This is a genomic window from Streptomyces sp. NPDC056480 (genome assembly GCF_042795405.1).
Taxonomy (GTDB): Bacteria; Actinomycetota; Actinomycetes; order Streptomycetales; family Streptomycetaceae; genus Streptomyces.
Genome location: NZ_JBHTSA010000030.1, coordinates 1 through 25,008, shown reverse-complemented (window position 1 = coordinate 25,008; position 25,008 = coordinate 1). Strand labels below are relative to the sequence as shown.

The following is a 25,008-nucleotide window of genomic DNA, read 5'->3' as shown; positions in this document are numbered from 1 at the left end:
ATCGTTTGCCCGTTTCGTGGCGATGCTCACAGGCATGCCCGGAGGGTCGGGGCGGAGGTCCTGGACCTCCGTCCCGACCCTCCGGGCAGAACGGCTCACCGTGGGTGCTCAGCCGGAGACGCTGGCCCGGCCGTTCTCGATGTGGCCCATGAGCCGGCGGCGGAAGCCACCGGGCGCGGTCACCTCGATGTCGTACCAGCCGTGCGCGTCGGCGGCCGAGTGCACGACGGTACGGGTCTTGCCGGGCTTGACGGTGACGGTGCGGGTCCAGTCCCCGAGGTCGGCGGAGTCCTCGGGGTCCACGTAGCCCAGCGGCCGCACCGTGAAGGAGACGGGTGCCGAGCCCGTGTTCCGTACGGTGAGGTGCAGGTCACGGTCATGATGATCGATCCGGGAGGCGAGCTCTGCGCCCCCGGTCACGGGTCCCTCGAACTCGCGGCGGAAGCCGTTGGGGCCGGTGATCGTGAAGCGGTAGCGATCACCCGGAACGGGGACGGTCCACTCCCCCGTCCCCCTGACGTCCTTGTGCTGCGGGACGGCGAACTCGCCCGCGTACGGGTAGAGCGCGAAGTGCGCGCTCGCCTTCCCCCGGTTGCCGAGCGCGACCTTCACGGTGCCGGCGTGGAGGGTCGCCTCGGCGTCCGGCTGGTACGGCAGCGGGCGGGCGCGGCGGACGCCGGGCTCCTGGACGGGCATCCGCTGTACGGCCGGGGGCTGCGGCCGCCAGCGGCCGCTGAAGGGCGGGATCGGGCCCGGCTGGTCGACGTCGGGCTGCCGGCGGCCCCGCTGGAAGTCGAAGGCGGAGGTGAGGTCGCCGGTGACGGCCCGGCGCCAGGGGGTGATGTTGGGCTCCCGGACGCCCGTGAGCCGCTCCAGGAGACGGATCACCGAGGTGTGGTCGAAGGTCTCGGAGCAGACGTAGCCGCCGACCGACCAGGGGGAGACGACGAGCAGCGGGACGCGGATGCCGAGGCCGGTGGGCTGGCCCTTCCAGCGCTCGTCCGTGTCGTCGGCCGGCGGGACCGGCGGCGGCACGTGGTCGAAGAAGCCGTCGTTCTCGTCGTAGTTGATCAGGACGACGGTGTGGCGCCAGACGTCCGGGTGGGCGCCGAGGGCGTCGAGCACCTTGTAGACGAGGGTCGCGGAGGCGATCGGCGAGGAGGAGCCGGGGTGCTCGGAGTCGATCGCGGACGGCACGAGGTAGGAGACCTCGGGGAGGGTGCCGGCTGCGACGTCGGCGCGGAAGGCGTCGGCGAGGGTGCCGCTCTCGACGCGGCGCAGTCCGCGCTCGAAGAGGGAGCGCTCGGCCTCGGTGAGGGTCGCCACGCCCTCCTCCAGGAGCCCGAGGAGACGGGCGCGCTCGGCGGCGTCGTCGGTGTCGCGGACGGCGGCGTAGAAGGACTCCATGAAGGTGTGCCCGCCGGTTCCGGCGAGCGCCTTTCGGGCGATCTTCTTGAAGCTGGTGAAGAACTCGATGTTGTTGTCGGTGAAGTTCTCCCACTCGGTGTACGTCTTCCAGCTGCGCCCTGCGGCTTCGAGCCGCTCGGCGTAGGTGGGCCAGCCGTAGCCGGGGTGGGTGCCCTCGGCGTACGCGGCGTTCGTGACGGCGCGGCTGCCGTCGGCCTCGAAGCCGGTCCAGCCGGACCAGAGGTGGTTGCGGTTGGGGCTCGTCGAGGTGTGGATGGACGAGTGGTAGGCGTCGCAGATGGTGAAGGTGTCGGCGAGCTCGTAGTGCAGGGGGATGTCCTGCCGGTCGTAGTACGCCATGGTCGCGGCGGTCTTGGCCGAGACCCAGCCGTCCATCCAGCCGTCGTGCCAGGCCTTGCCGCCGCCGCCCCAGGAGTGGTCGAGGTCCCCGATGTACTGGAGGTCCTTCCGCTGCGTCTCGGCGGCGCCGCGGATCGGGAAGGGCAGCACGGTCCGGCCGAGCGCGGCGGGCTGCTCGAAGACGGGCCTGCCGGAGGGCAGCTCGACGGCGTTGCGGTCGGAGAAGCCGCGGACGCCGCGGAGGGTGCCGAAGTAGTGATCGAAGGAACGGTTCTCCTGCATCAGGATCACCACGTGCCGAACCGCCGACATCCCGCCGGCCGGCGGCTCCGCGGCCATCGCGGCCTGCAACGACGGCGGCAGCAACGAGCCGGCCGCGGCAACGCCGAGGGCGCCTCCGCCCAGTGCGAGGAGCCTTCTGCGGGACATCTCGGATGACAAGACCGACCTCCAGTCGACGACCAATGGTTCTCCGTCGAGCCATTGGGTGGTACGCCGGGGACGGTAGTGAGACGGAATGACGGAAAGAAGACCCGACGGGGGCGCGGTGGTGAACGTCCAAGAGCACGTGACGGGAGTCCAAGCGGCCTCCCCCGCCGCCCCCGCCCCCTCCGCGTTGACCGCGGACCCGCCGGGGCGGCAAGCTGACTGTTCGTCAATCACTGTGCCCTGGGGGAGATTTGAGCAGCACGGCACACCACATCGGGCCCGACTCCGCACCTGACCGGTACCGGCTGCTGCGGTCCATCGGGCGGGGCGGCGAGGCCGTTCTCTACCTCGCCGAGATCGAGCTGGCCGGCGGCACCGAGCCCGTCGTCGTGAAGATCCTCGACGCGAAGACCACTCTCACGCCCGAGATCTTCGAACGCGTCAGCCAGAAGTGGAACGAGCAGGCCGAGCTGCTGCGCTTCGTCCACCGGCCCGGCGTCGTCGGCGTACGGGAGCACTTCCAGGGGCCGCCGATCCACCGGCCAGGCGAGTCCGGGACGATCAGCGGCCGGGCCCTGGCCCTCGTCATGAACCACGTCGAGGGCCTCGACCTGCGCGACTGGCGGGCCGAACGGACCCTGGCCACGGCCGCCGAGCGGCGCGAGGTGATGGGGACGCTCGAGCAGATCGCCGACGTCCTCGACTGGCTGCACTCCGGCAGGGCCACGCCGTCCGGGCGGACCGTGGTCCACGGCGACCTGTCCCCGGGCAACGTCATGGTCGACGAGCACGGGCAGGCGACCCTCGTCGACTTCGGCCTCAGCAAGCTGACGGCCGACCACCAGACGGCCGAGGTGTGGTTCACCCCCGGCTACGCGGCTCCCGAGATCTTCGAGGGCAGGCGCACCCCGGGCACGGACCGCTACGCCTTCGGCGCCATCGCGTACTTCCTCCTCAGCGGCCAGTCCCCGCCGACCGCCCCCGAGCAGCTGGTGGCCGCGATCGGCGCGCTGCCTCAGGTCGCGGGGCTGCCGGCCGAGCAGCGGGACCGGGTGCTGAGCATCGCATCGGCCGACCCGGGCCGGCGGCCGCTCTCCCTGTCGGCCTGGGTGAAGGACGTACGGCACGGAGTCGTGTCGACGACGACCTCGCGCCCGGCGACGATCGCGGACGCGGTTCCGGCCGCGCCGCCCCGGAAGCCGTCGGCGCCGCCCCTGCCGGTGACACCCCCACCGCCCGCGGCCGCGCCGGTGACACCCCCGCCGCCCACGGCCGCGCCGGTGGCGGCACCGCCGCCCGCGCCGCTGCCGGAGCCGCCCGTCGCGACACCCCCGGCGACGGCACCCTCCTCCGTCACCTCACGGCCTGGCGCACCGGAGACCTACGCCGCCACGCCGCACCGCGGGCGGAAGCCGCGCAACGCGGTGGTGGCGGCGGTCGTCGCCGGCGTCCTGCTGGCCACCGGTGCGGTCATCGGGGCGCGGTACCTGGGGGACGAGGACTCCGGCGGAAGGGCCGCCGGCGCCACCCCGAGCGGGGGCACCACCACCGCCACCACCGCGTCCGGCACGCCCGGCGACGGCACCGCGTCCGGGAAGGCGCCCACCTCCGCGACTCCGTCGGGCAGCACGTCGGCCACCGGAAACACACCGGGCCCCGGGCCGAGCTCGGTGTCCCTCACCACGCTCGACAAGGTGGCCAGGGGCGACTACGCCTGGCTGACCGTCGGCAACGGGACGCTGAAGGCCACCTACTACGAAACGGCGCTCGTGCCCGACGGAGGCGACGCGGAGTGCTCGGGGGCCGCCGAGTACAACCTGGGCACCCACTGGAAGACGCTCACCCTGCTCGCCGGTGTCGACGACGCCTCCGCCAACACCTCCGCCCGACTCACCGTCAAGGTCGACGGCAACGCCGTCCACACCGGCGTGGTCAACCTGGGCAGGCCGGAGCCGCTGACACTCGACCTCGACCACGGACTGCGCCTGCGCATCGAGTACGAGGACCCGAATGACAACTGCGACATGGGCCGGCTGATCCTCGCCGAACCGAAGCTCAGCAAGTAGGGACGCCCGGTACGCATGCGGAACGGCCCCACACCGGAACTCCGGTGCGGGGCCGTCCCCATGTCCGTACGAGAAGGGGATCAGCCCTCGCTGACGCCCAGCTTCTCCAGGATCAGGTCCTTCACGCGCGCCGCGTCCGCCTGGCCGCGGGTGGCCTTCATGACCGCGCCGACCAGGGCGCCGACCGCGGCGACCTTGCCGCCGCGGATCTTGTCGGCGATGGCCGCGTTGGCCGCGATGGCCTCCTCGACCGCCGTGCCGAGCGCGCCGTCGTCGGAGACGACCTTCAGACCGCGCTTCTCGACGACCTCGTCCGGGGTGCCCTCGCCCGCGAGAACGCCCTCGATGACCTGACGGGCCAGCTTGTCGTTCAGATCGCCGGCGGCGACCAGGGCCGAGACCCGGGCCACGTCCGCCGGGGTGATCGCCAGCTCCTCCAGGGAGACGCCCTGCTCGTTGGCGTTGCGGGCGAGCTCGCCCATCCACCACTTGCGGGCCGAGGCCGCGTCCGCGCCCGCCTCGATCGTGGCGACGATCGAGTCGACCGCGCCCGCGTTGAGGATGGACTGCATGTCCAGCTCGGACACGCCCCACTCCTCGCGCAGCCGGTTGCGACGCACCCGGGGCAGCTCGGGCAGCGTGCCCCGCAGCTCCTCCACCCAGGCACGGGCCGGGGCGACGGGGACGAGGTCGGGCTCCGGGAAGTACCGGTAGTCCTCGGCGTTGTCCTTGATGCGGCCGGAGGTGGTGGAGCCGTCGTCCTCGTGGAAGTGACGGGTCTCCTGCACGATCGTGCCGCCGGAGGACAGCACCGCGGCGTGCCGCTGGATCTCGAAGCGGGCAGCGCGCTCCACCGAACGGAGCGAGTTGACGTTCTTGGTCTCCGAGCGGGTGCCGAAGGTCTTGGTGCCGTGGGGGCGCAGCGACAGGTTCACGTCGCAGCGCATCTGGCCCTTGTCCATGCGCGCGTCGGACACGTCGAGCGCGCGGATCAGCTCACGCAGCTCGGCGACGTACGCCTTGGCGACCTCGGGGGCACGCTCGCCCGCGCCCTCGATCGGCTTGGTGACGATCTCGATGAGCGGGATGCCGGCCCGGTTGTAGTCGAGCAGCGAGTGCGACGCGCCGTGGATGCGGCCGGTGGCGCCGCCGACGTGCAGCGACTTGCCGGTGTCCTCCTCCATGTGGGCGCGCTCGATCTCCACGCGGAAGATCTCGCCGTCCTCCAGCTGGACGTCCAGGTAGCCGTTGAAGGCGATCGGCTCGTCGTACTGGGAGGTCTGGAAGTTCTTCGGCATGTCCGGATAGAAGTAGTTCTTCCGGGCGAAGCGGCACCACTCGGCGATCTCGCAGTGCAGCGCGAGACCGATCTTGATGGCGGACTCGACGCCGATCGCGTTGACGACGGGCAGCGAGCCCGGCAGACCGAGGCAGGTCGGGCAGGTCTGCGAGTTCGGCTCGGCGCCCAGCTCGGTCGAGCAGCCGCAGAACATCTTCGTCTTGGTGCCGAGCTCGACATGGACCTCCAGGCCCATGACGGGGTCGTACTCGGCGAGCGCCGCTTCGTACGACAGCAGTTCAGTGACAGTCACGGTGAGACTTTCCCTCTCAGCCCAGCAGGACGTCGTCGTCGCCCAGGCGCTTGAGCTCCCGGTAGAGGATCGCCAGGCCGGTAACGATGGCGGCGGCGGACACGGCGGAGTCGATCAGCCGCAGCATGTCGTTGTCGTTGCGGGCCAGCTTGGCCTGCTTCGCGACGCTGATCGCACCGAACGCGGTGGTCGCGAGCGAGACGTAGACGCCGGTCTTGGACTTCTTGAAGTTCTTGGCCTTCTTTGCCATGGCACTCACAGCGACGGAGCCTCCTCGAGCAGCGGGTGCCCCCACTTTTCCACGAAGGCGGCCTCGACGGCGGCTCCGACCTTGTACAGCCGGTCGTCCTTCATGGCGGGAGCGATGATCTGCAGGCCGACCGGCAGACCGTCCTCGGGCGCCAGGCCGCAGGGCAGCGACATGGCGGCGTTGCCGGCCAGGTTGGTCGGGATGGTGCACAGGTCCGCGAGGTACATCGCCATCGGGTCGTCGGCGCGCTCGCCGATCGGGAAGGCGGTGGTGGGGGTCGTCGGGGAGACGATCACGTCCACCTCCTCGAATGCCTTCTCGAACTCGCGGGTGATCAGGGTCCGGACCTTCTGGGCCGAGCCGTAGTACGCGTCGTAGTAGCCGGAGCTCAGCGCGTACGTACCGAGGATGATGCGGCGCTTGACCTCGTCGCCGAAGCCGGCCTCACGGGTGAGGGCGGTGACGTCCTCGGCGGACCGCGTGCCGTCGTCGCCGACCCGGAGGCCGTAGCGCATGGCGTCGAAGCGGGCCAGGTTGGAGGAGCACTCCGACGGCGCGATCAGGTAGTACGCCGAGAGGGCGAGGTCGAAGGTCGGGCAGTCCAGCTCGACGATCTCGGCGCCCAGCGACTTGAGCAGCTCGACGGACTCGTCGAAGCGCTGCACGACACCGGCCTGGTAGCCCTCGCCGCGGAACTGCTTGACGACACCGACGCGCATGCCGGCGACCGAGCCGTTGCGCGCGGCCTCGACGACCGGCGGGACCGGGGCGTCGATGGAGGTGGAGTCGAGCGGGTCGTGCCCGGCGATCGCCTCGTGCAGGAGGGCCGCGTCCAGGACCGTACGGGCGCAGGGGCCGCCCTGGTCCAGGGAGGACGAGAAGGCCACCATGCCGTAGCGGGAGACGCCGCCGTAGGTCGGCTTGACGCCGACGGTGCCGGTGACGGCGGCGGGCTGGCGGATCGAGCCGCCGGTGTCCGTGCCGATGGCGAGGGGCGCCTCGTACGCGGCGAGGGCGGCGGACGAGCCACCGCCGGAGCCGCCGGGGATCCGGGTCAGGTCCCAGGGGTTGCCCGTCGGACCGTACGCGCTGTTCTCGGTGGAGGACCCCATGGCGAACTCGTCCATGTTGGTCTTGCCGAGGATGACGACGTCGGCGGCCTTCAGGTTCTTGACCAGGGTCGCGTCGTACGGCGGGATCCAGCCCTCGAGCATCTTCGAGCCCACGGTCGTCGGCATGCCGGCGGTGGTGAAGATGTCCTTGAGCGCGAGCGGCACACCGGCGAGCGGGCCGAGCTTCTCGCCGCGGGCGCGCTTCTCGTCTACGGCGCGGGCCTGGGCGAGCGCGCCCTCACGGTCGACGTGCAGGAAGGCGTGGACCTTCTCGTCGACGGCCTCGATGCGGGCGAGGTGCGCCTCGGTGACCTCGACGGCGGTCAGCTCGCCTGCGGCGATCTTCCCGGCGATCTCGGCCGCGGTGAGCTTGATGATGTTGTCCGTCATGACTGTTAGTCCTCCCCCAGGATCTGCGGCACCTTGAAACGCTGCTGCTCCTGGGCCGGGGCGCCGGAGAGCGCCTGCTCGGGGGTGAGCGACGGACGGACCTCGTCCGCGCGCATGACATTGGTCAGCGGCAGCGGGTGGGAGGTCGGCGGTACGTCTTGGTCGGCGACCTCGGAGACGCGGGCGACCGCGCCGATGATGTCGTCGAGCTGGCCGGCGAAGTGATCGAGTTCTTCGCCCTTCAGCTCCAGACGCGCCAGCCGTGCGAGGTGGGCGACCTCCTCGCGCGTGATGCCAGGCATGCGGATCCTCACGGGGTGAGCTTGATGGTGTGGGCCCATCCTATGGGGCCGGTGCCGCTGCCCGTGAAACGGTTTGCCCGGGGTCGTCTCCCGGGGTGGACACGGCCTACTGGACGACCTGGCCGGAGGGGTGGTCCACGCCGAGTTCGGCGGCGATGTCGGCGGGTCGGCGCCAGCCGTGCTCGCCGCGGGCGAGCAGCCAGGCGGTGGCCTCGCCGGGCGGCATCGCGGCGGCGACGAGCCAGCCCTGGACGGCGTCACAGCCCAGGTCGCGCAGGCGCTCCCAGGTCTCGTCGTCCTCGACGCCCTCGGCGACGACGAGGAGGCCGAGGGAGTGGGCGAGGTCGACGGTGCAGCGGACGATCTCGGCGTCCTCGGTGTCGACGGCGAGCCGGGCGACGAAGGAGCGGTCGATCTTCAGTTCGCTGACGGGGAGCCGGCGCAGATGGACGAGGGAGGAGTAGCCGGTGCCGAAGTCGTCGAGGGACATCTTGACGCCGTGGCCGGTGAGGCCGTTGAGGGTGTCGGCGGCACGCTGGGGGTCCTCCAGGAGGACGTGCTCCGTTATCTCCAGCTGGAGGGCGCCGGCCGGGACGCCGTGGCGGGCGAGCCGGGCGGCGACGGCTCCGGCGAAGCCGGGGGTGTGCACGTCGCGGGGCGAGACGTTGACGGCGACCGGGACGTTGAGGCCCTGGGCGCGCCAGCGGGCGACCTGGGCGAGGGCGGTCTCCAGGACGTACTCGGTGAGGTGCGGCATCAGGCCGGAGGACTCGGCGATGGCGATGAACTCGTCCGGCGGGACCTTGCCGCGCTCGGGGTGGACCCAGCGGACGAGGGCTTCGAGTCCCGCGACCTGGCCGTCGAACCGGACCTTGGGCTGGTAGTGGAGTTCGACCTCGCCGGCGTCGAGCGCGCGGCGCAGGTCGCCGAGGAGGCCGAGCCGGTCGGGGGTGTTGGAGTCGCGCTTGGACTCGTAGACCTCGACGCCGGTGCGGTCGCGCTTGGCCTGGTACATGGCGACGTCGGCGCGGCGCAGCAGGCCTTCGGCGTCGAGGGCGTGGTCGGGGAAGACGGCGACGCCGGCGCTGGCCTCCAGGACGAGGGTGAGGCCGTCGAGGTCGAGCGGGGAGGAGAGTTCGGCGACGAGGTGACGGGCGACCCGCTGGGCGCTGGTGGTGGAGTCGGCGGTGGGCAGCAGGACGGCGAACTCGTCGCCGCCGAGCCGGGCGGCCTCGGCGCCGCGGGGCAGGGCGAGGCGGAGCCGGTCGGCGATCTGGAGGAGCAGCCGGTCGCCCGCGAGGTGTCCGAGGGTGTCGTTGACCGATCGGAAGCGGTCGAGGTCGATCAGGACGAGGGCGGCGCGGGCCCCTTCGCCCTCGGCCTCCTCCAGGGCGGTCCAGGCCCGTTCGAGGAGCCACTGGCGGTTCGGGAGCCCGGTCAGCGGGTCCCGCAGCTGCTCCTCGGCGCGGGCGCGGGCGATCCACAGGGTGGAGTCGAGGGCGATGAGGGGGACGGCGAAGAGCGGCAGCAGGACGGGCCGGGTGGCGGCGACGACGCAGATCAGCGGGGCGATGCCGAGCAGGGCGACGGCGACGAGGCCCTGTCTCAGGAGCGCGGTGCGGGCGACGGTGGGCAGTCCGCGGGTCGGCGGGGCGAGCGTGTACCACAGGAGGAGCCGGGTCACCACGAGGTAGGTGGCGGCCGCGAGGACGACTTCCGGGAGGTCTCCGATCGTCCAGTCGAGGGGCTGCCAGGGCCGTTCGACGGTGGGGACGTCGCCGAAGAGGGCGAGGACGAGGGCGGCGGCGCCGACCCCGAGGACGTCGGCGGCGCCGTGCAGCAGGCCCTGTCGCCAGCGGTGCCGGCGGGCGGCGCCGACCAGGGTGACGACGGTCATCGAGACGAGTCCGGCCGGCACCCAGCCGTAGAGCAGGAGGACGGCGAGGGTGAGGGCGGCGCCCGAACCGGTGCCGCCCCACCAGCGGTCGCGGCCGAGCGCGACCAGGTGGCCGACGATGAGGCCGGTGAGGACCGCGAGGGACCAGCCGGTGACCCCGCCGGGGAAGAGGCCGCTGCCGGCGCTCAGGCCCTGCTGGAGGCCGACGACGAGTACGACGGCGGCGATGCCCACCACGGCTGCGGGCAGCCGGGAGGTGAAACCCAGGGACACCACACGGCCGTGCGGCCGTGGGACCGGGGCGGCGCTCTCGGTCGGTTCCATTCCCGTCCCTCTCACAGGCGGCGGTGCCGTCGGTGTGCGCTGGGCCGCGGTCAGGCGGCCGTCCGTCGTCCGGCCGTCCGTCGTGCGTCGGACGACCGAGGGCACTGCCGGTCGTACGTCGTGCCACGGGGCCGTTGTCCTGACGCCACGACCGGCAGAGCCCTCGCGCGGTTGTGCAGGACTGGGCGCACGGTCACCACACTAGGCCGCCGAGGGCGTCGACGGGCAGCGCTCTCCCTCTCTTGCCCGAATGCGACCAGGCCACCCGTAACGATCTGGTATGCGCCGAACGGGTGACCGTCGCACGGTCGTCGGGAGGGTGAGGGAGGGGTACGGGCGGGCCGCGAGTGACTACTCCGCGACGGGGACCGCGGCCTCCCGAGCGGCGTCGGGCCCTTGTTCGAGCAGGATCGCGAAGCCGTCCTCGTCCAGAACCGGAACCTTCAGCTGCATCGCCTTGTCGTACTTCGAACCAGGGTTTTCACCGACGACGACGAAGGCGGTCTTCTTCGAAACGGAACCGGTCACCTTCGCACCGAGGCTCTGGAGGGACTCTTTTGCGCCATCCCTGGTGAACTTCTCCAGGGTCCCGGTCACCACGACCGTGAGGCCCTCCAGCGGACGCGGGCCGACATCCTCGCCGGCGCCCTCGTCCTCCAGAGCGACCCCGGCCGCGCGCCACTTGCGCACGATCTCGCGGTGCCACTCCTCGGAGAACCACTGCTTCACCGCGGTCGCGATGATCCCGCCGACCCCGTCGACGGCCGCCAGCTCCTCCTCGCTCGCCTGCTCGATCCGCTCCAGCGAGCGGAACTCACGGGCCAGCGCCTCGGCCGCGACCGGCCCCACGTGCCGGATGGAGAGGCCGTTGATGAAGCGGGCCAGCGGGCGCGTCTTCGCGGCCGCGATGTTCTCCAGCATCGCCAGGGCGTTCTTCTTCGGCTCGCCCTTCTGGTTGGCGAAGACCGTGACGATCTTCTCCTCGCCGGTCTTCGGGTCCCGCCGGGGCAGTCCGCTGTCCGGGTCGAGGACGTACGCCTTGATCGGCAGCAGCTGCTCGATGGTGAGGTCGAAGAGGTCGCCCTCGTCCACCAGCGGGGGCTCGGAGGGCTCCAGGGGGCGGGTGAGCGCCGCCGCGGCCACCGCGCCGAAGTTCTCGATGTCCAGGCACTGGCGCCCGGCGAGGAAGAACAGACGCTCGCGCAGCTGCGCCGGGCAGGTCCGGGCGTTCGGGCAGCGGAGGTCGATGTCGCCCTCCTTCATCGCCTTCAGCGGCGTCCCGCACTCGGGGCACCCGGCGGGCATCACGAACTCCCGCTCGCTGCCGTCCCGCAGGTCGGCGACCGGCCCGAGGATCTCCGGGATGACGTCGCCGGCCTTGCGCAGCACGACGGTGTCGCCGATCAGCACGCCCTTGGCCTTCACGACCTCCTGGTTGTGGAGGGTGGCGAACTCGACCTCGGAGCCGGCCACGGTCACCGGCTCCACCTGCGCGTACGGGGTGACGCGCCCGGTCCTGCCGACGCCGACCTTGATGTCGATCAGCTTGGTGTTGACCTCCTCCGGCGCGTACTTCCAGGCGATGGCCCAGCGCGGGGCGCGCGCCGTGGAGCCGAGCCGGCCCTGGAGCGGGATCTCGTCGAGTTTGACGACGACGCCGTCGATCTCGTGCTCCACGGAGTGACGGTTCTCCCCGAAGTACGCGATGAACTCCCGCACCTCGCCGAGCGAGCCGACCACCTTGTTGTGCCGGGCGGTGGGCAGGCCCCACTCGCGCAGCAGCTCGTACGCGTGGGAGAGGCGGTCGATGTCGAAGCCCTGGCGGGCGCCGATGCCGTGGACGACCATGTGGAGCGGCCGGGAGGCGGTGACCTTGGGGTCCTTCTGGCGGAGCGAGCCCGCCGCCGCGTTCCTCGGGTTGGCGAAGGGCTTGTCGCCGGCCTCCACCAGGCGGGCGTTGAGCCCCTCGAAGGCCTCCATCGGGAAGTAGACCTCGCCGCGGATCTCCACGAGGTCCGGGATCCGGTCCCCGTGCAGCCGCTCCGGGATGTCGGCGATCGTCCGCACGTTGGGCGTGATGTCCTCGCCCGTGCGGCCGTCGCCGCGGGTGGCGGCCCGGGTCAGCCGCCCGTGCTCGTACGTGAGGTTGACCGCGAGGCCGTCGACCTTGAGCTCGCACAGGTAGTGGAAGTCGGGGGTGCCGACGTCCCGCGCGACCCGCTCGGCCCAGGTGGCCAGCTCCTCGTCGTCGAAGGCGTTGTCCAGGGAGAGCATCCGCTCGCGGTGCTCGACGGAGGTGAACTCGGTCTCGTACTGCCCCGCGACCTTCTGCGTCGGCGAGTCCGGCGTCCGCAGCTCCGGGTACTCCTCCTCCAGCGCCTCCAGGGCGCGCAGGAGCCGGTCGAAGTCGCCGTCGCTGATGACCGGCTGGTCCTTCACGTAGTACCGGAAGCGGTGCTCCTCGACCTGCTCGGCCAGTTCGGCGTGCTTCTCCCGTGCCTCGGCGGGCAGGGCCCCCTGTTCGACTGCCACCTTCGTCCGTCCTCCCGTGCCTCGAAACCCGGTCACTCTGGGTTGTCCGCGAGCGATCTCGCCGCCCGGGCGCAGTGGGCGAGCGCCGCACGGGCGTAGGCGGGCGAAGCGCCCGCGAGCCCGCACGTGGGAGTGATGACCACGGACTCCGCGAGAGTCCCCGGATTCAGCCCCAGCCTGCGCCACAGCGTCCTGACACCCATGACGCTACCGCCCGGGTCGGACAATGGGCCGTCGGTGGACGCCACCACACCGGCGAAGAGCCTGGTACCGGCCTCCACGGCCTCGCCGATCGTGTCCTCGTCACGCTCCGTGAGCAGCGAGAAGTCGAACGAGACGCCCGAGGCGCCGGCCCGCCGGAGGAGCGCGAACGGAACGTCCGGGGCGCAGGAGTGGACGACCACCGGACCGTCGTGGACGGCGATCACCTCGCGCAGGGCGCTCTCCACGACCTGCCGGTCGACGGCACGGTAGGTGCGGTAGCCGCTGGCGGTGCGGACGTGGCCGCGCAGGACGGCGGTGAGCGAGGGCTCGTCGAGCTGGAGGACGACCCGGGCGCCCGGGATCCGCTTGCGCAGGTCCGCGAGGTGCTCGTGGAGGCCCTCCGCGAGCGAGCCGACAAGGTCGCGGCAGGCGCCGGCGTCCCCGAGTGCGGCCTCGCCGCCGCGCAGCTCCAGGGCCGCGGCGAGCGTCCAGGGGCCCACGGCCTGCACCTTGAGCGGTCCCTCGTACCCCTGGGTGAACTCCTCCAGGGCGTCCAGGTCCTCGCCCATCCAGGACCGGGCGCGCTTGGTGTCGCGGCCGGGCCGGTCGCTGATCCGCCAGCCGCTCGGCTCCACGTGCGCGTAGAGGTCGACGAGCATCCCGATGGTCCGGCCGATCATGTCGGCGCCGGGACCGCGGGCGGGCAGCTCCGCGAGGAACGGGAAGTCCTCGAAGGACCCCGTGACGGTCTTCGCGGTCTCCCGGGCGTCGCCGCCCGGCATGGAGCCGACGCCGGTGGCGGGCCCCCAGAGCACACGGTCGTCCTCGGCCTGCGTCTCGCTCATGTCTAGCGTCCCGGACGAACGGTGAGGTCGTTGATCTCCGCGTCGCGCGGCAGGTCGACGGCGGTGAGGATCGCCGTCGCGACCGACTCGGGGTCGATCCACCTCGACGGGTCGTACTCCTTGCCCTCCTGGGAGTGGACCTTGGCCTGCATGGGGCTCGCGGTACGGCCCGGGTAGACCGAGGTCACCCGCACGCCGTTGCCGTGCTCCTCGTGGCGCAGGGAGTCGGCGAGGGCCTTGAGTCCGTGCTTGGAGGCGGCGTACGCACCCCACTCGGCGTGCGCGGCGAGCCCGGCTCCCGAGTTGACGAAGACGACGTGGCCCTGGGAGACGCGCAGCTGGGGCAGGAGGTGCCGGGTCAGCTCGGCGGGGGCGACGAGGTTGACGTTGAGCTGGTGGTGCCAGGTCTTGGGGGTGAGGTCCCCGATCGGGCCGAGGTCGACGACGCCGGCGATGTGCAGCAGGCTGTCCACCCGCTCCGGCATCGTCTGGTGCGAGAACGCCCAGGAGAGCCGGTCCGGGTCGGCGAGGTCCCCGACGAGCGTCCGGGCGCCGGGGAACTGCGCGGCGAGCTCCTTGGCCCGCCCCGCGTCGCGCGCGTGGAGCACGAGGTCGTCCCCGCGCGCGTGGAGGCGGCGCGCGACGGCCGCGCCGATGCCGGAACCGGCTCCGGTGATCACATGTGTAGCCATGGTCACCATGCTCGCATCAGCGGGCGGCGATGTTCTCCTCCAGGTGGGTGAGGGCCGTCTGGGCGTCGTCGGCGAAGAGGACGAGGTCGGCGAGGGGGATCGGCAGGAAGCCCTCCTCCTCCATCCGGCGGAACTGGGCCTTCAGTCCGTCGTAGAAGCCCGCCGTGTTGAGCAGGACGACCGGCTTGGTGTGCTTGCCGTGCTTCTTCAGCTCCAGGATCTCGGTGGCCTCGTCGAGGGTGCCGGTGCCGCCGACCATGACGACGACGGCGTCGGACTTGGCGAGGAGGAGCGCCTTGCGCTCGGCCAGGTCCCCGGCGACGACCATCTCGTCGGCGTTCGGGCGGGCCTTGTGGGCGAGGAAGTCGACGGAGACGCCCACGAGCCGGCCGCCGGCCTCCTGGACGCCGTCGGCGACGACCTTCATCAGACCGGTGTCGGAGCCGCCCCAGACCAGGGTGTGGCCGGCCTTGCCGAGGAGCCGCGCGAAGTCGCGGGCGGGGGCCGTGTAGCGCTCGTCGAGGTCGGCCGCGGAGAGGAAGACACAGATGTTCATGGCCCCACCGTAGGCCCTGACCAGCGGCTTCCGACTTTCTCCGAGAAATCCCGGCGTGCGGCGATGAGTTCCGGTGACGGGTCGGGTCTCACCTGCCATGGACGAGGTGAGCACCACGCTGAGCAGGGTCCGGGGACGGGTCACGTCGCGGGACGGGACGCCGATCGCGTACGAGCGGTACGGGGAGGGGCCGCCGCTGGTCCTGGTGAGCGGCGCGCTGGGGACGGCCGCGGGCGAGCGGGCGCTGGGCGGGTTACTGGCCCGGCGCTTCTCGGTCGTGGCCTACGACCGGAGGGGCCGCGGCGGGAGCGGCGACACCGGGCCGTACGCGGTGGAGCGGGAGATCGAGGACCTGGCCGCGGTGGTCGGGGAGGCGGGACCGGGTGCGGCGCTGCACGGGATGGGCACGGGGGGCGCGCTGGTCCTCGCCGCGGCGGCCGCGGGGCTGCCGGCCGAGTCGGTGTCGGTGTTCGAGCCGCCGTACTCGGCGGCGGCCGCCGAGCGGCGGCGGCAGGTGGCCGTGCTGCTCGACGGGGGGCGGGAGGCGGAGGCGCTCGAACTGTTCCTGGCGGAGTCGACGGTGCCCGCGGGGCTGCGGCCCGGGATGGCGGAGCTGGCGCACACGCTGGCGTACGACGTCGCCGTCCTCGGCGACGGGACGGTGCCGGAGCGGATGCTCGCCCGGGTCCACGCGCGCGTGCTGGTGGTCGACGGGGGCGTGAGCCCGGTGGGCGTCCGGCAGGCGGCCCGCGCCCTGACGGAGGCTCTCCCCCGGGGCCGGCACCGCACGTTGACGGGGCAGACGTACGACGTGGCCCCGCACGTCCTCGCCCCGGTCCTGGAGGAGTTCCTCGGCGACGAGCGGGAGCCCGTGGAGGCGGCCTAGGACGGTCCGACGCGACCGCCCCTGATCGGGCCACGGCCCCGGACCGACGGGTTGGCCCCGGACCGAAGGGTTGGCCCCGGACCGAAGGGTTGGCCCCGGGCCGGGCGTGGGCCTACGCCGTCGCCGCCGGTGCGGCCGTCGTCGCCGGTGCCGTCGCCGTCGTGCGGCGGGTCGTCATCGCGATCGTGGCCGAGCCGACCACGCGCGTGCCGTCGTACAGCACGATCGCCTGCCCCGGCGCCACGCCGCGGACCGGCTCGTCGAAGGCGACCGCGAGCTCGCCGTCCGTCAGGGACGCCGTCACCTCGGTCTCGCCGCCGTGGGCGCGGAGCTGGGCCGTGTAGCGGCCCTCGCCCTCCGGAGCCGTGCCGCACCAGCGGGGCTTGATCGCGGTCAGGGCCGTGACGTCCAGGGCCTCGACGGGGCCCACCGTCACCGTGTTGTTCACCGGCGAGATGTCCAGGACGTAGCGCGGCTTGCCGTCGGCGGCCGGGTGGCCGATCCGCAGGCCCTTGCGCTGGCCGATGGTGAAGCCGTACGCGCCCTCGTGGCTGCCGACCTTCGTACCGGCCTCGTCGACGATGTCGCCCTCCGCCTTGCCCAGGCGGGAGGCGAGGAAGCCCTGGGTGTCGCCGTCGGCGATGAAGCAGATGTCGTGGCTGTCGGGCTTCTTCGCGACCGCGAGCCCGCGCCGCTCGGCCTCCGCCCGGATCTCGTCCTTGGTGGTGAGCGTGTCGCCCAGCGGGAACATCGCGTGCGCGAGCTGCTTCTCGTCGAGCACGCCGAGCACGTACGACTGGTCCTTCGCCATGTCGGAGGCGCGGTGCAGCTCGCGGGTTCCGTCCTCGTTCAGGACGACCGTCGCGTAGTGGCCGGTGCAGACCGCGTCGAAGCCGAGGGCGAGCGCCTTGTCGAGCAGCGCGGCGAACTTGATCTTCTCGTTGCAGCGCAGGCACGGGTTGGGCGTGCGGCCGGCCTCGTACTCCGCGACGAAGTCGTCCACGACGTCCTCGCGGAAGCGCTCGGCGAGGTCCCACACGTAGAACGGGATGCCGATGACGTCGGCCGCCCGGCGGGCGTCGCGGGAGTCCTCGATCGTGCAGCACCCGCGCGCTCCGGTACGGAAGGACTGCGGGTTCGCGGAGAGGGCGAGGTGCACGCCGGTGACGTCGTGGCCGGCCTCGGCGGCGCGGGCGGCGGCGACGGCGGAGTCCACTCCGCCGGACATGGCGGCGAGGACCCGGAGAGGACCGGTCTGGGGGCGCGGGGGCGGAGTCTGAGTCATAGCCCTACCAGGGTACGGGGCGCCGGGAACCACAGTCGCGGTAGTGAGCGTTCTCGGTGGCATGGGGAGCAAGGCGAGTGGTGCGGGCAGGGGCGGCGGTTCGGGAAAGGCCGGCGCCTCCGGCAGACGGGTGGGGCGGCGCGCGGTGCTGCTCGGCGGCGGGGTCGCCGTCCTGGGGACGGCGGCGCTGGCCCGGGAGGAGCTGGCGCGCGCCTGGTGGCGGCTGCCGGGGATGGAGAGGAAGCGGGTCGAGGGTGAGCTCGACCACCGGGCCGCCGAGTGGACCTCGGCGTCCCGGGCGAACTGGCGGCGGGCCGACCGGCCGGACGACTACCGGATCGACCGGGTCGTGATCCATGTCGTCCAGGGCAGTTACGCGACCGCCCTGAAGGTCTTCAAGGACCCCGGGCACGGGGCCGCCGCGCACTACGTGGTCCGCAAGGACGGGCACGTGGCGCAGATGATCAGGGAGCTCGACGTCGCGTTCCACGCGGGGAGCCGCGACATGAACGAGCGGAGCATCGGCATCGAGCACGAGGGCTTCGTCGACCGCCCGCAGGACTTCACGGCGGCGATGTACGCGGGGTCGGCGCGGCTGACGGCCGACATATGCGCCAGGTACGGGATACCCGTGGACCGGGAGCACATCATCGGGCACGTCGAGGTCGAGGGCACCGACCACACCGACCCCGGTCCGCACTGGGACTGGGACCGCTATCTGAAGCTGGTGCGCGAGGCGTCGAAGACGCGCGCCTGAGCACCTTCGACGCGGTCGCGCGCGGGGCGCGGGCGGGTCAGGGGTCGTGTGCGGGCCTCGGGCGGGTCAGGGCTCGTGTGCGGGCCTCGGGCCCGGTCCGGGCTCGTGTGCGGGCCTCCGGCGCGGGTCAGCTGAGGCCCGCGGTCCTGGCCCGTTCCACGGCGGGGCCGATCGCGTCCGCGACCGCCGCGACGTCCTCCTTCGTGGAGGTGTGGCCGAGCGAGAAGCGCAGGGTGCCCCGGGCCAGGTCCGGATCGGTGCCGGTGGCGAGGAGGACGTGGCTCGGCTGGGCGATGCCGGCGGTGCAGGCGGAGCCGGTGGAGCAGGCGATCCCGGCCGCGTCGAGCAGCAGGAGCAGGGAGTCGCCCTCGCAGCCGGGGAAGGTGAAGTGGGCGTTGGCGGGGAGCCGCTCGACGGGGTCGCCACCGAGGATCACGTCGGGGACGAGCGCCCGGACCTCGGCCACGAGCTCGTCGCGCAGCGCGCCGACCTCCCGGGCGAACTCCTCGCGCCGCTCGGCGGCGAGCCGGGCGGCGACCGCGAAGGCGGCGACGGCCGGCACGTCGAGGGTGCCGGAGCGGACGTGCCGCTCCTGGCCGCCGCCGTGCAGGACGGGTACGGGGGTGTGCTCGCGGCCCAGGAGCAGGGCGCCGATGCCGTAGGGGCCGCCGATCTTGTGGCCGGAGACGGTCATCGCGGCGAGTCCCGAGGCGGCGAAGTCGACCTCGATCTGACCGACGGCCTGGACGGCGTCGGCATGCAGCGGTACGCCGAACTCGGCTGCCACGTCGGCCAGTTCACGGACCGGCATGACGGTACCGATCTCGTTGTTCGCCCACATGACGGTCGCGAGGGCGACGGAGTCGGGGTCGCGGGCGATGGCCTCGCGCAGGGCCTCGGGGTGCACCCGGCCGTACCGGTCGACGGGCAGGTACTCGACCTCCGCGCCCTCGTGGGCGGCGAGCCAGTCGACGGCGTCGAGCACGGCGTGGTGCTCCACCGGGCTGGCGAGGACGCGGGTGCGGCGGGGGTCGGCGTCGCGGCGGGCCCAGTAGAGGCCCTTCACGGCGAGGTTGTCGGCCTCGGTGCCGCCGGAGGTGAAGACGACCTCGCTCGGCCGCGCGCCGAGCGCGGCGGCGAGCGTCTCGCGCCCTTCCTCGACGGTCCGCCGGGCCCGCCGTCCGGCGGCGTGCAGGGAGGAGGCGTTGCCCGTGACGGCGAGCTGGGCGGTCATCGCCTCGATCGCCTCGGGCAGCATGGGCGTGGTCGCGGCGTGGTCGAGGTAAGCCATGGTGGGTCGATTCTACGAGCCCGTGCCCCCGGCCCTGGCGGGTGGCCGGTTTACGCCGCCGGGCGCGGCGGCTGCCGGGGTCCGTGGCCGTGCCCTCGCCGGGCCCTCGCCGGGCCTTCGCCGGGCGGGCGGCGGCTCGGGACCCGGGCTCGGGACCGGGGCTCGGGACCGCTGGGGCGCGGGGCGTCCTCGGGTCCCGGACATGGCCGACGGGCCACGTCCGGGACCGCCCCGGAGCCGATCGGTCCCTGGTGGGACCGGGATCGGGACCGGGCCGTACGCGCTCCGGGCCGTACGCGCTCCCGGGGTGTGCGGGCCCCGGGGCGTACGGGCCCTGTCGTCGCCTGTCGGCGCGTTCCGGCTCGGGGTCTGAGCCGGAACCGCGTCAGGCGCGCGGCGCGCGGGCCAGCTGCCGGGACTGCGCGACCAGACGGTCGGCGCTGTCCCAGACCTCCGCGTCCTCCTCCAGGAAGCCGCCGGCGAGGTTGCGGGTGGTGATGGAGACCCGCAGCGGGCCGGGGGCCGGGCGGCAGCGGACGTGGGTGGTGAGCTCGACGGTCGGGGTCCAGCCCTTCAGGCCCAGCTCGAAGGAGGTCGGCGGCAGCGCGTCGACCGTCAGGAGCAGGGACAGCGCGTCCGGCTCGCGGCCGTCCGCGAGGCCGAACCACGCGCGCATCTCGCCCTTGCCGGACGGCGCGCCGATCGCCCAGCCGACGCAGGCCGGGTCGAGGCGGAGGTCGAGCCGGTCGGCGATCGCCGAGGAGCCGGGGATCGCCGGGGCCGGGCCGTCGGCGGCGGAGAAGCAGTTCTCGATGGCGGCCATCGCCGGGGGCGTCGCGGTGGTGCGGACGTCGTCGGGGAGCGTGTCGAGGTCGCCGTACGAGGCGAGGACCCGGATGCGCTCGACCTCGGTGCCGTCCTCCGCGTACTGGAAGAGGGAGGCCTGGCCGGTGGAGAGCGTACGGCCGGTGCGGACGGTCTCCGTCCTGATCACCGCGGGGCCCGGCACGGACGGTGTGAGGTAGTGCGCCGAGATCGTGAACGGGTCGGGGTGCGGGAGGTGGTCGCCGAGGGCGCGACCGAGCAGAGCGAGGAGGTAGCCGCCGTTGACCGCGTGGATGATCGTCCAGCCCGCGGAGAGGTCGGCGTCGTAGACGCCGGGCTCCCGGAGGGTGACGGCGGTGTCGCGGTCGAACTCGTACGCGCGCTCGTCGTCGCGCTCGCCCTCGCGTCCGCGCTCGCTCGTCGCGACGGGGGTCTCGATGCTCGTGCTCATGTTTCCGACGGTACCCCAGGAAGCTACTGAGCGGTAGCTTTTTCCGGTTCCTCACGTGCGGACGACCGCCGGTTCCAGGCGCGGGGCGCGCGCCAGTGGTAGCGCATCGCGAGCAGACGGAGCAGGAAGGCGGTGAGGACGGCGGCGCCGCTGGTCCAGCCGTTGAGCATGTCGAAACGGATGCAGAGCACGACCATCGCGGCCCCGACGATCGCGGGGACGGCGTACAGGTCCCGGTCCCAGCGCAGCAGCGACGGCACCTCGTTGGCGAGCACGTCACGCAGGACGCCGCCGCCGACGGCCGTCGCGAGACCCAGCGCGGCGGAGGAGGTGAGACCGAGGCCGTAGTCGTACGCCTTCGTCGTACCGGTCACGCAGAAGAGGCCGAGGCCCGCGGCGTCGAAGACGTTGACGGCGGTCTGGGTGCGCTCGACCTCCGGGTGGAGGAAGAAGACGAGACCCGCGGCGATCAGGGGCATCAGGAAGTAGCCGAGATCGGTGAAGGCGGCGGGCGGTACGGCGCCGATGATCAGGTCGCGGAAGAGACCGCCGCCGAGGGCGGTGACCTCGGCGAGGACGGCGATGCCGAAGACGTCGAAGTTCTTGCGGACGGCGAGGAGGGCGCCGGAGATGGCGAAGACGAAGATGCCGACGAGGTCGAGGGCGTGTTGGACGGAGGGGGTGAACAGGTCGTGGAGCACCGACCAATTGTGCCGGTAGTTCCCGCGGGGGCCGCGGGGGCTCCCCGTCCGGGGGCTTCGCCCCCGGGCCCCCTGGATTCCGCGTGGGGTGCGGGGTGCGCGACCGGCCCCGGGTGGGGCGGGGAGACTCCCCCACCCCGCCCCTTCCCGAAACCCTGACGGGACCGGGGGCAACGCCCCCGAACCCCGACGGGGCGAGGGTCCAGGGCGGACCCGAGGCCGACGGCGTCGGGGGCCGGGGCCGAGGCCGGGGGCCAGGGACCCTGACGGGACGGGGGCTCCGCCCCGAACCCCCGGCACGCCGGACCGGCGGATGTGCGCATCCGGCGGGGCCGGGCCGGGCCGGCCCAGGGGGCCGAGGCCGAGGCCCGGGGCGGGGGAGATTCCCCCACCCCGCCCCTCCCCGAAACCCTGACGGGACCGGGGGCTCCGCCCCCGCACCCCCGGCACCACCGGCCCGCCGGGCGTGCCCGCCCGCGGGGCGGGAGCCGGTCCGGCGGGCCAAGGCCCAAGGCCCAGGGCCGCCAGGCCCGGGGCCCCTGGCCTGCGCGGGCACGGGGGTGGAGGTGGGAGCCGGGGTGCGTGGGGTTGTTCCGGGTGTGCGGAGGCCCCCGGTCGTCTTTCGGGACCGGGGGCCTCCCCTGTGTCATGCCTTCGGTGCGTCGTCCTCGGTGGACGGCTTCGCCGGTGGCGGCTGCTTGATCTCCACCGACTCCCTCGCTCCCGGGATCGTCAGGGACTCCGCGTTCTCCGGGTGGTGGCAGGCCACGCGCTGGCCCGGGCGGAGTTCGACCAGCGGGGGTTCCGCCGTGCGGCAGACGTCCGTGGCCTTCCAGCAACGGGTGTTGAAGCGGCAACCCGGCGGCGGGGCGATCGGGGACGGGACGTCGCCCGTCAGGAGGATGCGGTCGCTCTTCGCACCACGGCGGCGGGGGTCCGGGATCGGGACCGCCGACATGAGGGCGCGGGTGTACGGGTGCATCGGGTTCTCGTAGAGGGACTTGCGGTCCGCGAGTTCCACGATCTTGCCCAGGTACATCACCGCGATGCGGTCCGAGACGTGCCGGATGACCGACAGGTCGTGCGCGATGATCACGTACGTGAGGCCGAGCTCCTGCTGGAGGTCGTCCAGGAGGTTGACCACCTGGGCCTGGATGGAGACGTCCAGGGCCGAGACCGGCTCGTCCGCCACCACGAGCTTCGGCTTCAGGGCGAGCGCGCGGGCGATGCCGATGCGCTGGCGCTGGCCGCCGGAGAACTCGTGCGGGTAGCGGTTGTAGTGCTCCGGGTTGAGGCCGACCAGGCCGAGCAGGCGCTGGACCTCCTTCTTCACGCCGCCCTCGGGCTCCACGCCCTGGAGCTTGAAGGGGGCCGAGACGATCGTGCCGACCGTGTGGCGCGGGTTCAGCGAGCCGTACGGGTCCTGGAAGATCATCTGGATGTCCCGGCGGAACGGGCGCATGCCCGAGACGCCGAGGTGCGAGATGTCCTTGCCCTGGAACTCGACCGTACCGCCGGTCGGTTCGAGGAGCCGGGTGATCAGACGGCCCATCGTCGACTTGCCGCAGCCGGACTCGCCGACGACGCCGAGGGTCTCACCGGGCAGGACCTCGAAGTCGATCCCGTCGACCGCCTTGACCGCGCCGGTCTGGCGCTGGAGAAGCCCCTTCTTGATGGGGAAGTGCTTCTTCAGGCCGGTGACCTTGAGGAGGGGTTCCATGGTCTCGCTCACAGTTTCGGCGCAATCTCTTCGGTCCAGATACGGGTCCGCTCCTCCTGCGGCATGTGGCAGGCCGAGAAGTGGCGGTCCCCGGCCGGCGCGAGCTCCGGTCGCACGGTGCGCGTGATGCCGCCCTTGGGGACGTCCGCGTACGGGCAGCGGGGGTTGAAGGCGCAGCCGCTCGGGATGTTGATGAGGCTGGGCGGGTTGCCCTTCACCGGGATGAGCCGCTCGGTCTGCTCGCGGTCGATCCTCGGCATCGAGCCGAGCAGGCCCCAGGTGTAGGGGTGCTGCGGCTCGTAGAAGACGGACTCGGCCGGTCCGCGCTCGACGCAGCGCCCGCCGTACATCACGAGGATGTCGTCGGCGAGCTCGGCGACGACGCCGAGGTCGTGGGTGATGATGACGACCGCGGAGCCGAACTCCTTCTGGAGGTCCCGCATCAGGTCCAGGATCTGAGCCTGCACGGTGACGTCGAGCGCGGTGGTCGGCTCGTCGGCGATGAGCAGCGCGGGGTTGTTGACGAGCGCCATGGCGATCATCGCGCGCTGGCGCATGCCGCCGGAGAACTCGTGCGGGTAGTTGTCGAACCGCTTGGCCGGCTCGGGGATGCCGACCCGGTCGAGGAGTTCGACGGCCCGCTTGCGCGCCGTCTTCTTGTCGACGTCGTGGTGGACGCGGTACGCCTCCACGATCTGGTTGCCGACCGTGTAGTACGGGTGCATCGCGGAGAGCGGGTCCTGGAAGATCATCGCCATGTCGCGGCCGCGCATCCTGCGGACCTCGTCCGGATCGGCGGAGAGCAGCTCGCGGCCGTTGAGCCAGATCTCGCCCGAGATCTTCGCCTTCTGCCGGCCGTACTGGCCGACGGTGTGCAGGCCCATGATGCCGAGCGAGGTGACCGACTTGCCGGAGCCGGACTCGCCCACGATGCCGAGGGTCTTGCCCTTCTCCAGCTGGAAGCTGAGACCGTCGACCGACTTGACCAGACCGTCGTCGGTCGGGAAGTGGATCTTCAGGTCGCGCACGTCGAGGAAGGCGTCGGAGGGGGCGGACCCGGTGGCGACGGGTTCTCCCACCGCCGCGCCGGTCTTCGTCAGCTTGTCCGTCATGCGAGCCTCACTCGGGGGTCGATCACGGCGTACAGCAGGTCCACGACGAGGTTGGCGATGACGACGCACGCCGCGGTGATCAGCGTGACGGCCAGGATCAGCGGCAGGTCGCGCTCGCTGACGCCCTTGATGGCGAGTCCGCCGAGGCCGTGGAGGCTGAACGCGGTCTCGGTCAGGATCGCGCCGCCGACGAGGGCGCCGAGGTCCATGCCGAAGATGGTCAGGATGGGGGTCATGGTGGAGCGCATGGCGTGCTTGCCGAGCACGACGGACTCCGGGAGGCCCTTGGCCCGCGCGGTGCGGATGTAGTCCTCGCCGAGGACCTCCAGCATGGTCGCGCGGGTGAGCCGCGCGTACATGGCCGCGTACAGGAAGGCGAGGGTCACCCAGGGCAGCAGCAGGCCGCCGAACCAGCCGCCGACGGACTCGGTGATCGGTACGTACGAGGCGTTGAGCCAGCCCAGTTGGGTACGGAAGACCAGCATCGCCAGCATGGCGGTGAAGAAGATGGGCAGCGAGACGCCGGCGAGCGCGGTGATCATGGCCGCGCGGTCGATGATCGTGCCCCGCTTGAGCGCGGAGACGACGCCCGTGGAGACACCCAGGATCAGCCACAGCACGGCGGCGCCGATGACCATGGAGAGGGTGACGGGGAAGGCGTCGACCAGCATCGACCAGACGTCCTGCTCGGTGCGGAACGAGTAGCCGAAGCAGGGCGCCGCGCAGTGGATGGTGTCGCCGCCACCGGTGTAGTCGCGACCGACGAAGATGCCGGAGACGAAGTGCCAGAACTGCACCAGGATCGGCTCGTCCAGGCCCAGCTTCTGCCGGACGGCCTCGATGGATGCGGGATCCGCCTGCTTGCCGACGAACATCGCGGCAGGGTCGCTGCCGGTCAGCTTGGGTATGAGGAAGAAGATGCTGAGCGTCACGAGCGTGACGACGAGCAGCATCACGACGACCGCGAAGAGTCGCCGGACTATGTATGCAAGCATGCGGTCGGCCGGTCGGCGGCCGGGGGA

The 25,008-nt window shown here is 72.5% G+C and carries 20 protein-coding genes; 3 read left to right on the top strand and 17 right to left on the bottom strand.

The window, feature by feature from the left end; all coding sequences use genetic code 11:
* Window positions 1–108 precede the first annotated feature (108 nt).
* Window positions 109–2,208, bottom strand: coding sequence for a phosphocholine-specific phospholipase C (locus tag ACFQ79_RS15955; RefSeq protein WP_383583516.1), 2,100 nt, complete (start codon window positions 2,206–2,208; stop codon window positions 109–111).
* A gap of 239 nt (window positions 2,209–2,447) precedes the next feature.
* Here ACFQ79_RS15955 and ACFQ79_RS15950 point away from each other — a divergent pair, with 239 nt between their 5' ends.
* Entirely contained in the window at window positions 2,448–4,262 is a 1,815-nt protein-coding gene (locus ACFQ79_RS15950; RefSeq protein ID WP_383583514.1) for a protein kinase, read from the top strand.
* A gap of 80 nt (window positions 4,263–4,342) precedes the next feature.
* Here ACFQ79_RS15950 and gatB read toward each other — a convergent pair whose 3' ends face one another.
* The 9 genes from gatB to ACFQ79_RS15905 form a co-directional block, all read right to left on the bottom strand.
* A complete protein-coding gene (gatB, locus tag ACFQ79_RS15945; protein WP_383583512.1) occupies window positions 4,343–5,854 on the bottom strand; it encodes an Asp-tRNA(Asn)/Glu-tRNA(Gln) amidotransferase subunit GatB in 1,512 nt (503 codons plus the stop codon).
* Between the two features lie 16 nt (window positions 5,855–5,870).
* Entirely contained in the window at window positions 5,871–6,104 is a 234-nt protein-coding gene (locus ACFQ79_RS15940; RefSeq protein WP_030320338.1) for a hypothetical protein, read from the bottom strand.
* 5 nt (window positions 6,105–6,109) lie between these two features.
* A complete protein-coding gene (gene gatA / locus ACFQ79_RS15935; RefSeq protein ID WP_355969762.1) occupies window positions 6,110–7,606 on the bottom strand; it encodes an Asp-tRNA(Asn)/Glu-tRNA(Gln) amidotransferase subunit GatA in 1,497 nt (498 codons plus the stop codon).
* A 5-nt stretch (window positions 7,607–7,611) separates the two neighbouring features.
* Window positions 7,612–7,908 carry an Asp-tRNA(Asn)/Glu-tRNA(Gln) amidotransferase subunit GatC gene (gene gatC, locus ACFQ79_RS15930; protein WP_015036350.1) on the bottom strand — a complete coding sequence of 99 codons (297 nt, stop codon included), beginning with the start codon at window positions 7,906–7,908 and terminating at the stop codon, window positions 7,612–7,614.
* Window positions 7,909–8,014: 106 nt separating this feature from the next.
* Window positions 8,015–10,129, bottom strand: a complete 2,115-nt coding sequence (locus tag ACFQ79_RS15925; protein WP_383583509.1) for a putative bifunctional diguanylate cyclase/phosphodiesterase — start codon at window positions 10,127–10,129, stop codon at window positions 8,015–8,017.
* A 351-nt stretch (window positions 10,130–10,480) separates the two neighbouring features.
* Window positions 10,481–12,661 (bottom strand): NAD-dependent DNA ligase LigA, encoded by a 2,181-nt coding sequence (ligA, locus tag ACFQ79_RS15920; protein ID WP_383583506.1) that lies wholly within the window; start codon window positions 12,659–12,661, stop codon window positions 10,481–10,483.
* Between the two features lie 32 nt (window positions 12,662–12,693).
* Window positions 12,694–13,710 (bottom strand): methionine synthase, encoded by a 1,017-nt coding sequence (locus tag ACFQ79_RS15915; RefSeq protein ID WP_266969535.1) that lies wholly within the window; start codon window positions 13,708–13,710, stop codon window positions 12,694–12,696.
* A 2-nt stretch (window positions 13,711–13,712) separates the two neighbouring features.
* On the bottom strand, window positions 13,713–14,411 hold the full coding sequence (locus tag ACFQ79_RS15910) for an SDR family oxidoreductase (protein WP_073912672.1): 699 nt from the start codon (window positions 14,409–14,411) through the stop codon (window positions 13,713–13,715).
* Between the two features lie 7 nt (window positions 14,412–14,418).
* Window positions 14,419–14,958 (bottom strand): TIGR00730 family Rossman fold protein, encoded by a 540-nt coding sequence (locus ACFQ79_RS15905; protein ID WP_383583501.1) that lies wholly within the window; start codon window positions 14,956–14,958, stop codon window positions 14,419–14,421.
* A 97-nt stretch (window positions 14,959–15,055) separates the two neighbouring features.
* Between ACFQ79_RS15905 and ACFQ79_RS15900 the strand changes: the two genes are divergently transcribed.
* Window positions 15,056–15,844, top strand: coding sequence for an alpha/beta fold hydrolase (locus ACFQ79_RS15900; protein WP_383583498.1), 789 nt, complete (start codon window positions 15,056–15,058; stop codon window positions 15,842–15,844).
* A 112-nt stretch (window positions 15,845–15,956) separates the two neighbouring features.
* On the opposite strand, the gene mnmA is transcribed toward ACFQ79_RS15900, so the two are convergent.
* The gene (gene mnmA, locus ACFQ79_RS15895) at window positions 15,957–17,129 is read right to left on the bottom strand and encodes a tRNA 2-thiouridine(34) synthase MnmA (protein WP_383583495.1); all 1,173 of its coding nucleotides are present in this window, start codon (window positions 17,127–17,129) and stop codon (window positions 15,957–15,959) included.
* Between the two features lie 61 nt (window positions 17,130–17,190).
* Between mnmA and ACFQ79_RS15890 the strand changes: the two genes are divergently transcribed.
* Window positions 17,191–17,886 carry an N-acetylmuramoyl-L-alanine amidase gene (locus ACFQ79_RS15890; RefSeq protein WP_383583628.1) on the top strand — a complete coding sequence of 232 codons (696 nt, stop codon included), beginning with the start codon at window positions 17,191–17,193 and terminating at the stop codon, window positions 17,884–17,886.
* Window positions 17,887–18,013: 127 nt separating this feature from the next.
* Here ACFQ79_RS15890 and ACFQ79_RS15885 read toward each other — a convergent pair whose 3' ends face one another.
* The 6 genes from ACFQ79_RS15885 to ACFQ79_RS15860 form a co-directional block, all read right to left on the bottom strand.
* Window positions 18,014–19,177, bottom strand: a complete 1,164-nt coding sequence (locus tag ACFQ79_RS15885; RefSeq protein WP_383583492.1) for a cysteine desulfurase family protein — start codon at window positions 19,175–19,177, stop codon at window positions 18,014–18,016.
* A gap of 385 nt (window positions 19,178–19,562) precedes the next feature.
* On the bottom strand, window positions 19,563–20,453 hold the full coding sequence (locus ACFQ79_RS15880) for a thioesterase family protein (protein WP_383583489.1): 891 nt from the start codon (window positions 20,451–20,453) through the stop codon (window positions 19,563–19,565).
* 23 nt (window positions 20,454–20,476) lie between these two features.
* Window positions 20,477–21,154 (bottom strand): trimeric intracellular cation channel family protein, encoded by a 678-nt coding sequence (locus ACFQ79_RS15875; RefSeq protein WP_231071552.1) that lies wholly within the window; start codon window positions 21,152–21,154, stop codon window positions 20,477–20,479.
* Window positions 21,155–21,800: 646 nt separating this feature from the next.
* Window positions 21,801–22,874 carry an ABC transporter ATP-binding protein gene (locus ACFQ79_RS15870; RefSeq protein WP_383583626.1) on the bottom strand — a complete coding sequence of 358 codons (1,074 nt, stop codon included), beginning with the start codon at window positions 22,872–22,874 and terminating at the stop codon, window positions 21,801–21,803.
* An 8-nt stretch (window positions 22,875–22,882) separates the two neighbouring features.
* Window positions 22,883–23,986, bottom strand: a complete 1,104-nt coding sequence (locus ACFQ79_RS15865; protein ID WP_383583487.1) for an ABC transporter ATP-binding protein — start codon at window positions 23,984–23,986, stop codon at window positions 22,883–22,885.
* Complete coding sequence (locus ACFQ79_RS15860) at window positions 23,983–24,981, bottom strand: ABC transporter permease (RefSeq protein WP_383583623.1); 999 nt, start codon at window positions 24,979–24,981, stop codon at window positions 23,983–23,985. Before ACFQ79_RS15860 ends, ACFQ79_RS15865 begins: the two co-directional genes overlap by 4 nt.
* Window positions 24,982–25,008: the final 27 nt, after the last annotated feature.

Excerpts from the sequence above, each read along its gene's own strand:
- ACFQ79_RS15940 (WP_030320338.1), bottom strand. The coding sequence starts at position 6,104 with ATGGCAAAGAAGGCCAAGAACTTCAAGAAGTCCAAGACCGGCGTCTAC.
- gatA (WP_355969762.1), bottom strand. The coding sequence starts at position 7,606 with ATGACGGACAACATCATCAAGCTCACCGCGGCCGAGATCGCCGGGAAG.
- gatC (WP_015036350.1), bottom strand. The coding sequence starts at position 7,908 with ATGCCTGGCATCACGCGCGAGGAGGTCGCCCACCTCGCACGGCTGGCG.
- ACFQ79_RS15925 (WP_383583509.1), bottom strand. The coding sequence starts at position 10,129 with ATGGAACCGACCGAGAGCGCCGCCCCGGTCCCACGGCCGCACGGCCGT.
- ACFQ79_RS15915 (WP_266969535.1), bottom strand. The coding sequence starts at position 13,710 with ATGAGCGAGACGCAGGCCGAGGACGACCGTGTGCTCTGGGGGCCCGCC.
- ACFQ79_RS15910 (WP_073912672.1), bottom strand. The coding sequence starts at position 14,411 with ATGGTGACCATGGCTACACATGTGATCACCGGAGCCGGTTCCGGCATC.
- ACFQ79_RS15905 (WP_383583501.1), bottom strand. The coding sequence starts at position 14,958 with ATGAACATCTGTGTCTTCCTCTCCGCGGCCGACCTCGACGAGCGCTAC.
- ACFQ79_RS15900 (WP_383583498.1), top strand. The coding sequence starts at position 15,056 with ATGGACGAGGTGAGCACCACGCTGAGCAGGGTCCGGGGACGGGTCACG.
- mnmA (WP_383583495.1), bottom strand. The coding sequence starts at position 17,129 with ATGACTCAGACTCCGCCCCCGCGCCCCCAGACCGGTCCTCTCCGGGTC.
- ACFQ79_RS15890 (WP_383583628.1), top strand. The coding sequence starts at position 17,191 with ATGGGGAGCAAGGCGAGTGGTGCGGGCAGGGGCGGCGGTTCGGGAAAG.
- ACFQ79_RS15885 (WP_383583492.1), bottom strand. The coding sequence starts at position 19,177 with ATGGCTTACCTCGACCACGCCGCGACCACGCCCATGCTGCCCGAGGCG.
- ACFQ79_RS15880 (WP_383583489.1), bottom strand. The coding sequence starts at position 20,453 with ATGAGCACGAGCATCGAGACCCCCGTCGCGACGAGCGAGCGCGGACGC.
- ACFQ79_RS15870 (WP_383583626.1), bottom strand. The coding sequence starts at position 22,874 with ATGGAACCCCTCCTCAAGGTCACCGGCCTGAAGAAGCACTTCCCCATC.
- ACFQ79_RS15865 (WP_383583487.1), bottom strand. The coding sequence starts at position 23,986 with ATGACGGACAAGCTGACGAAGACCGGCGCGGCGGTGGGAGAACCCGTC.
- ACFQ79_RS15860 (WP_383583623.1), bottom strand. The coding sequence starts at position 24,981 with ATGCTTGCATACATAGTCCGGCGACTCTTCGCGGTCGTCGTGATGCTG.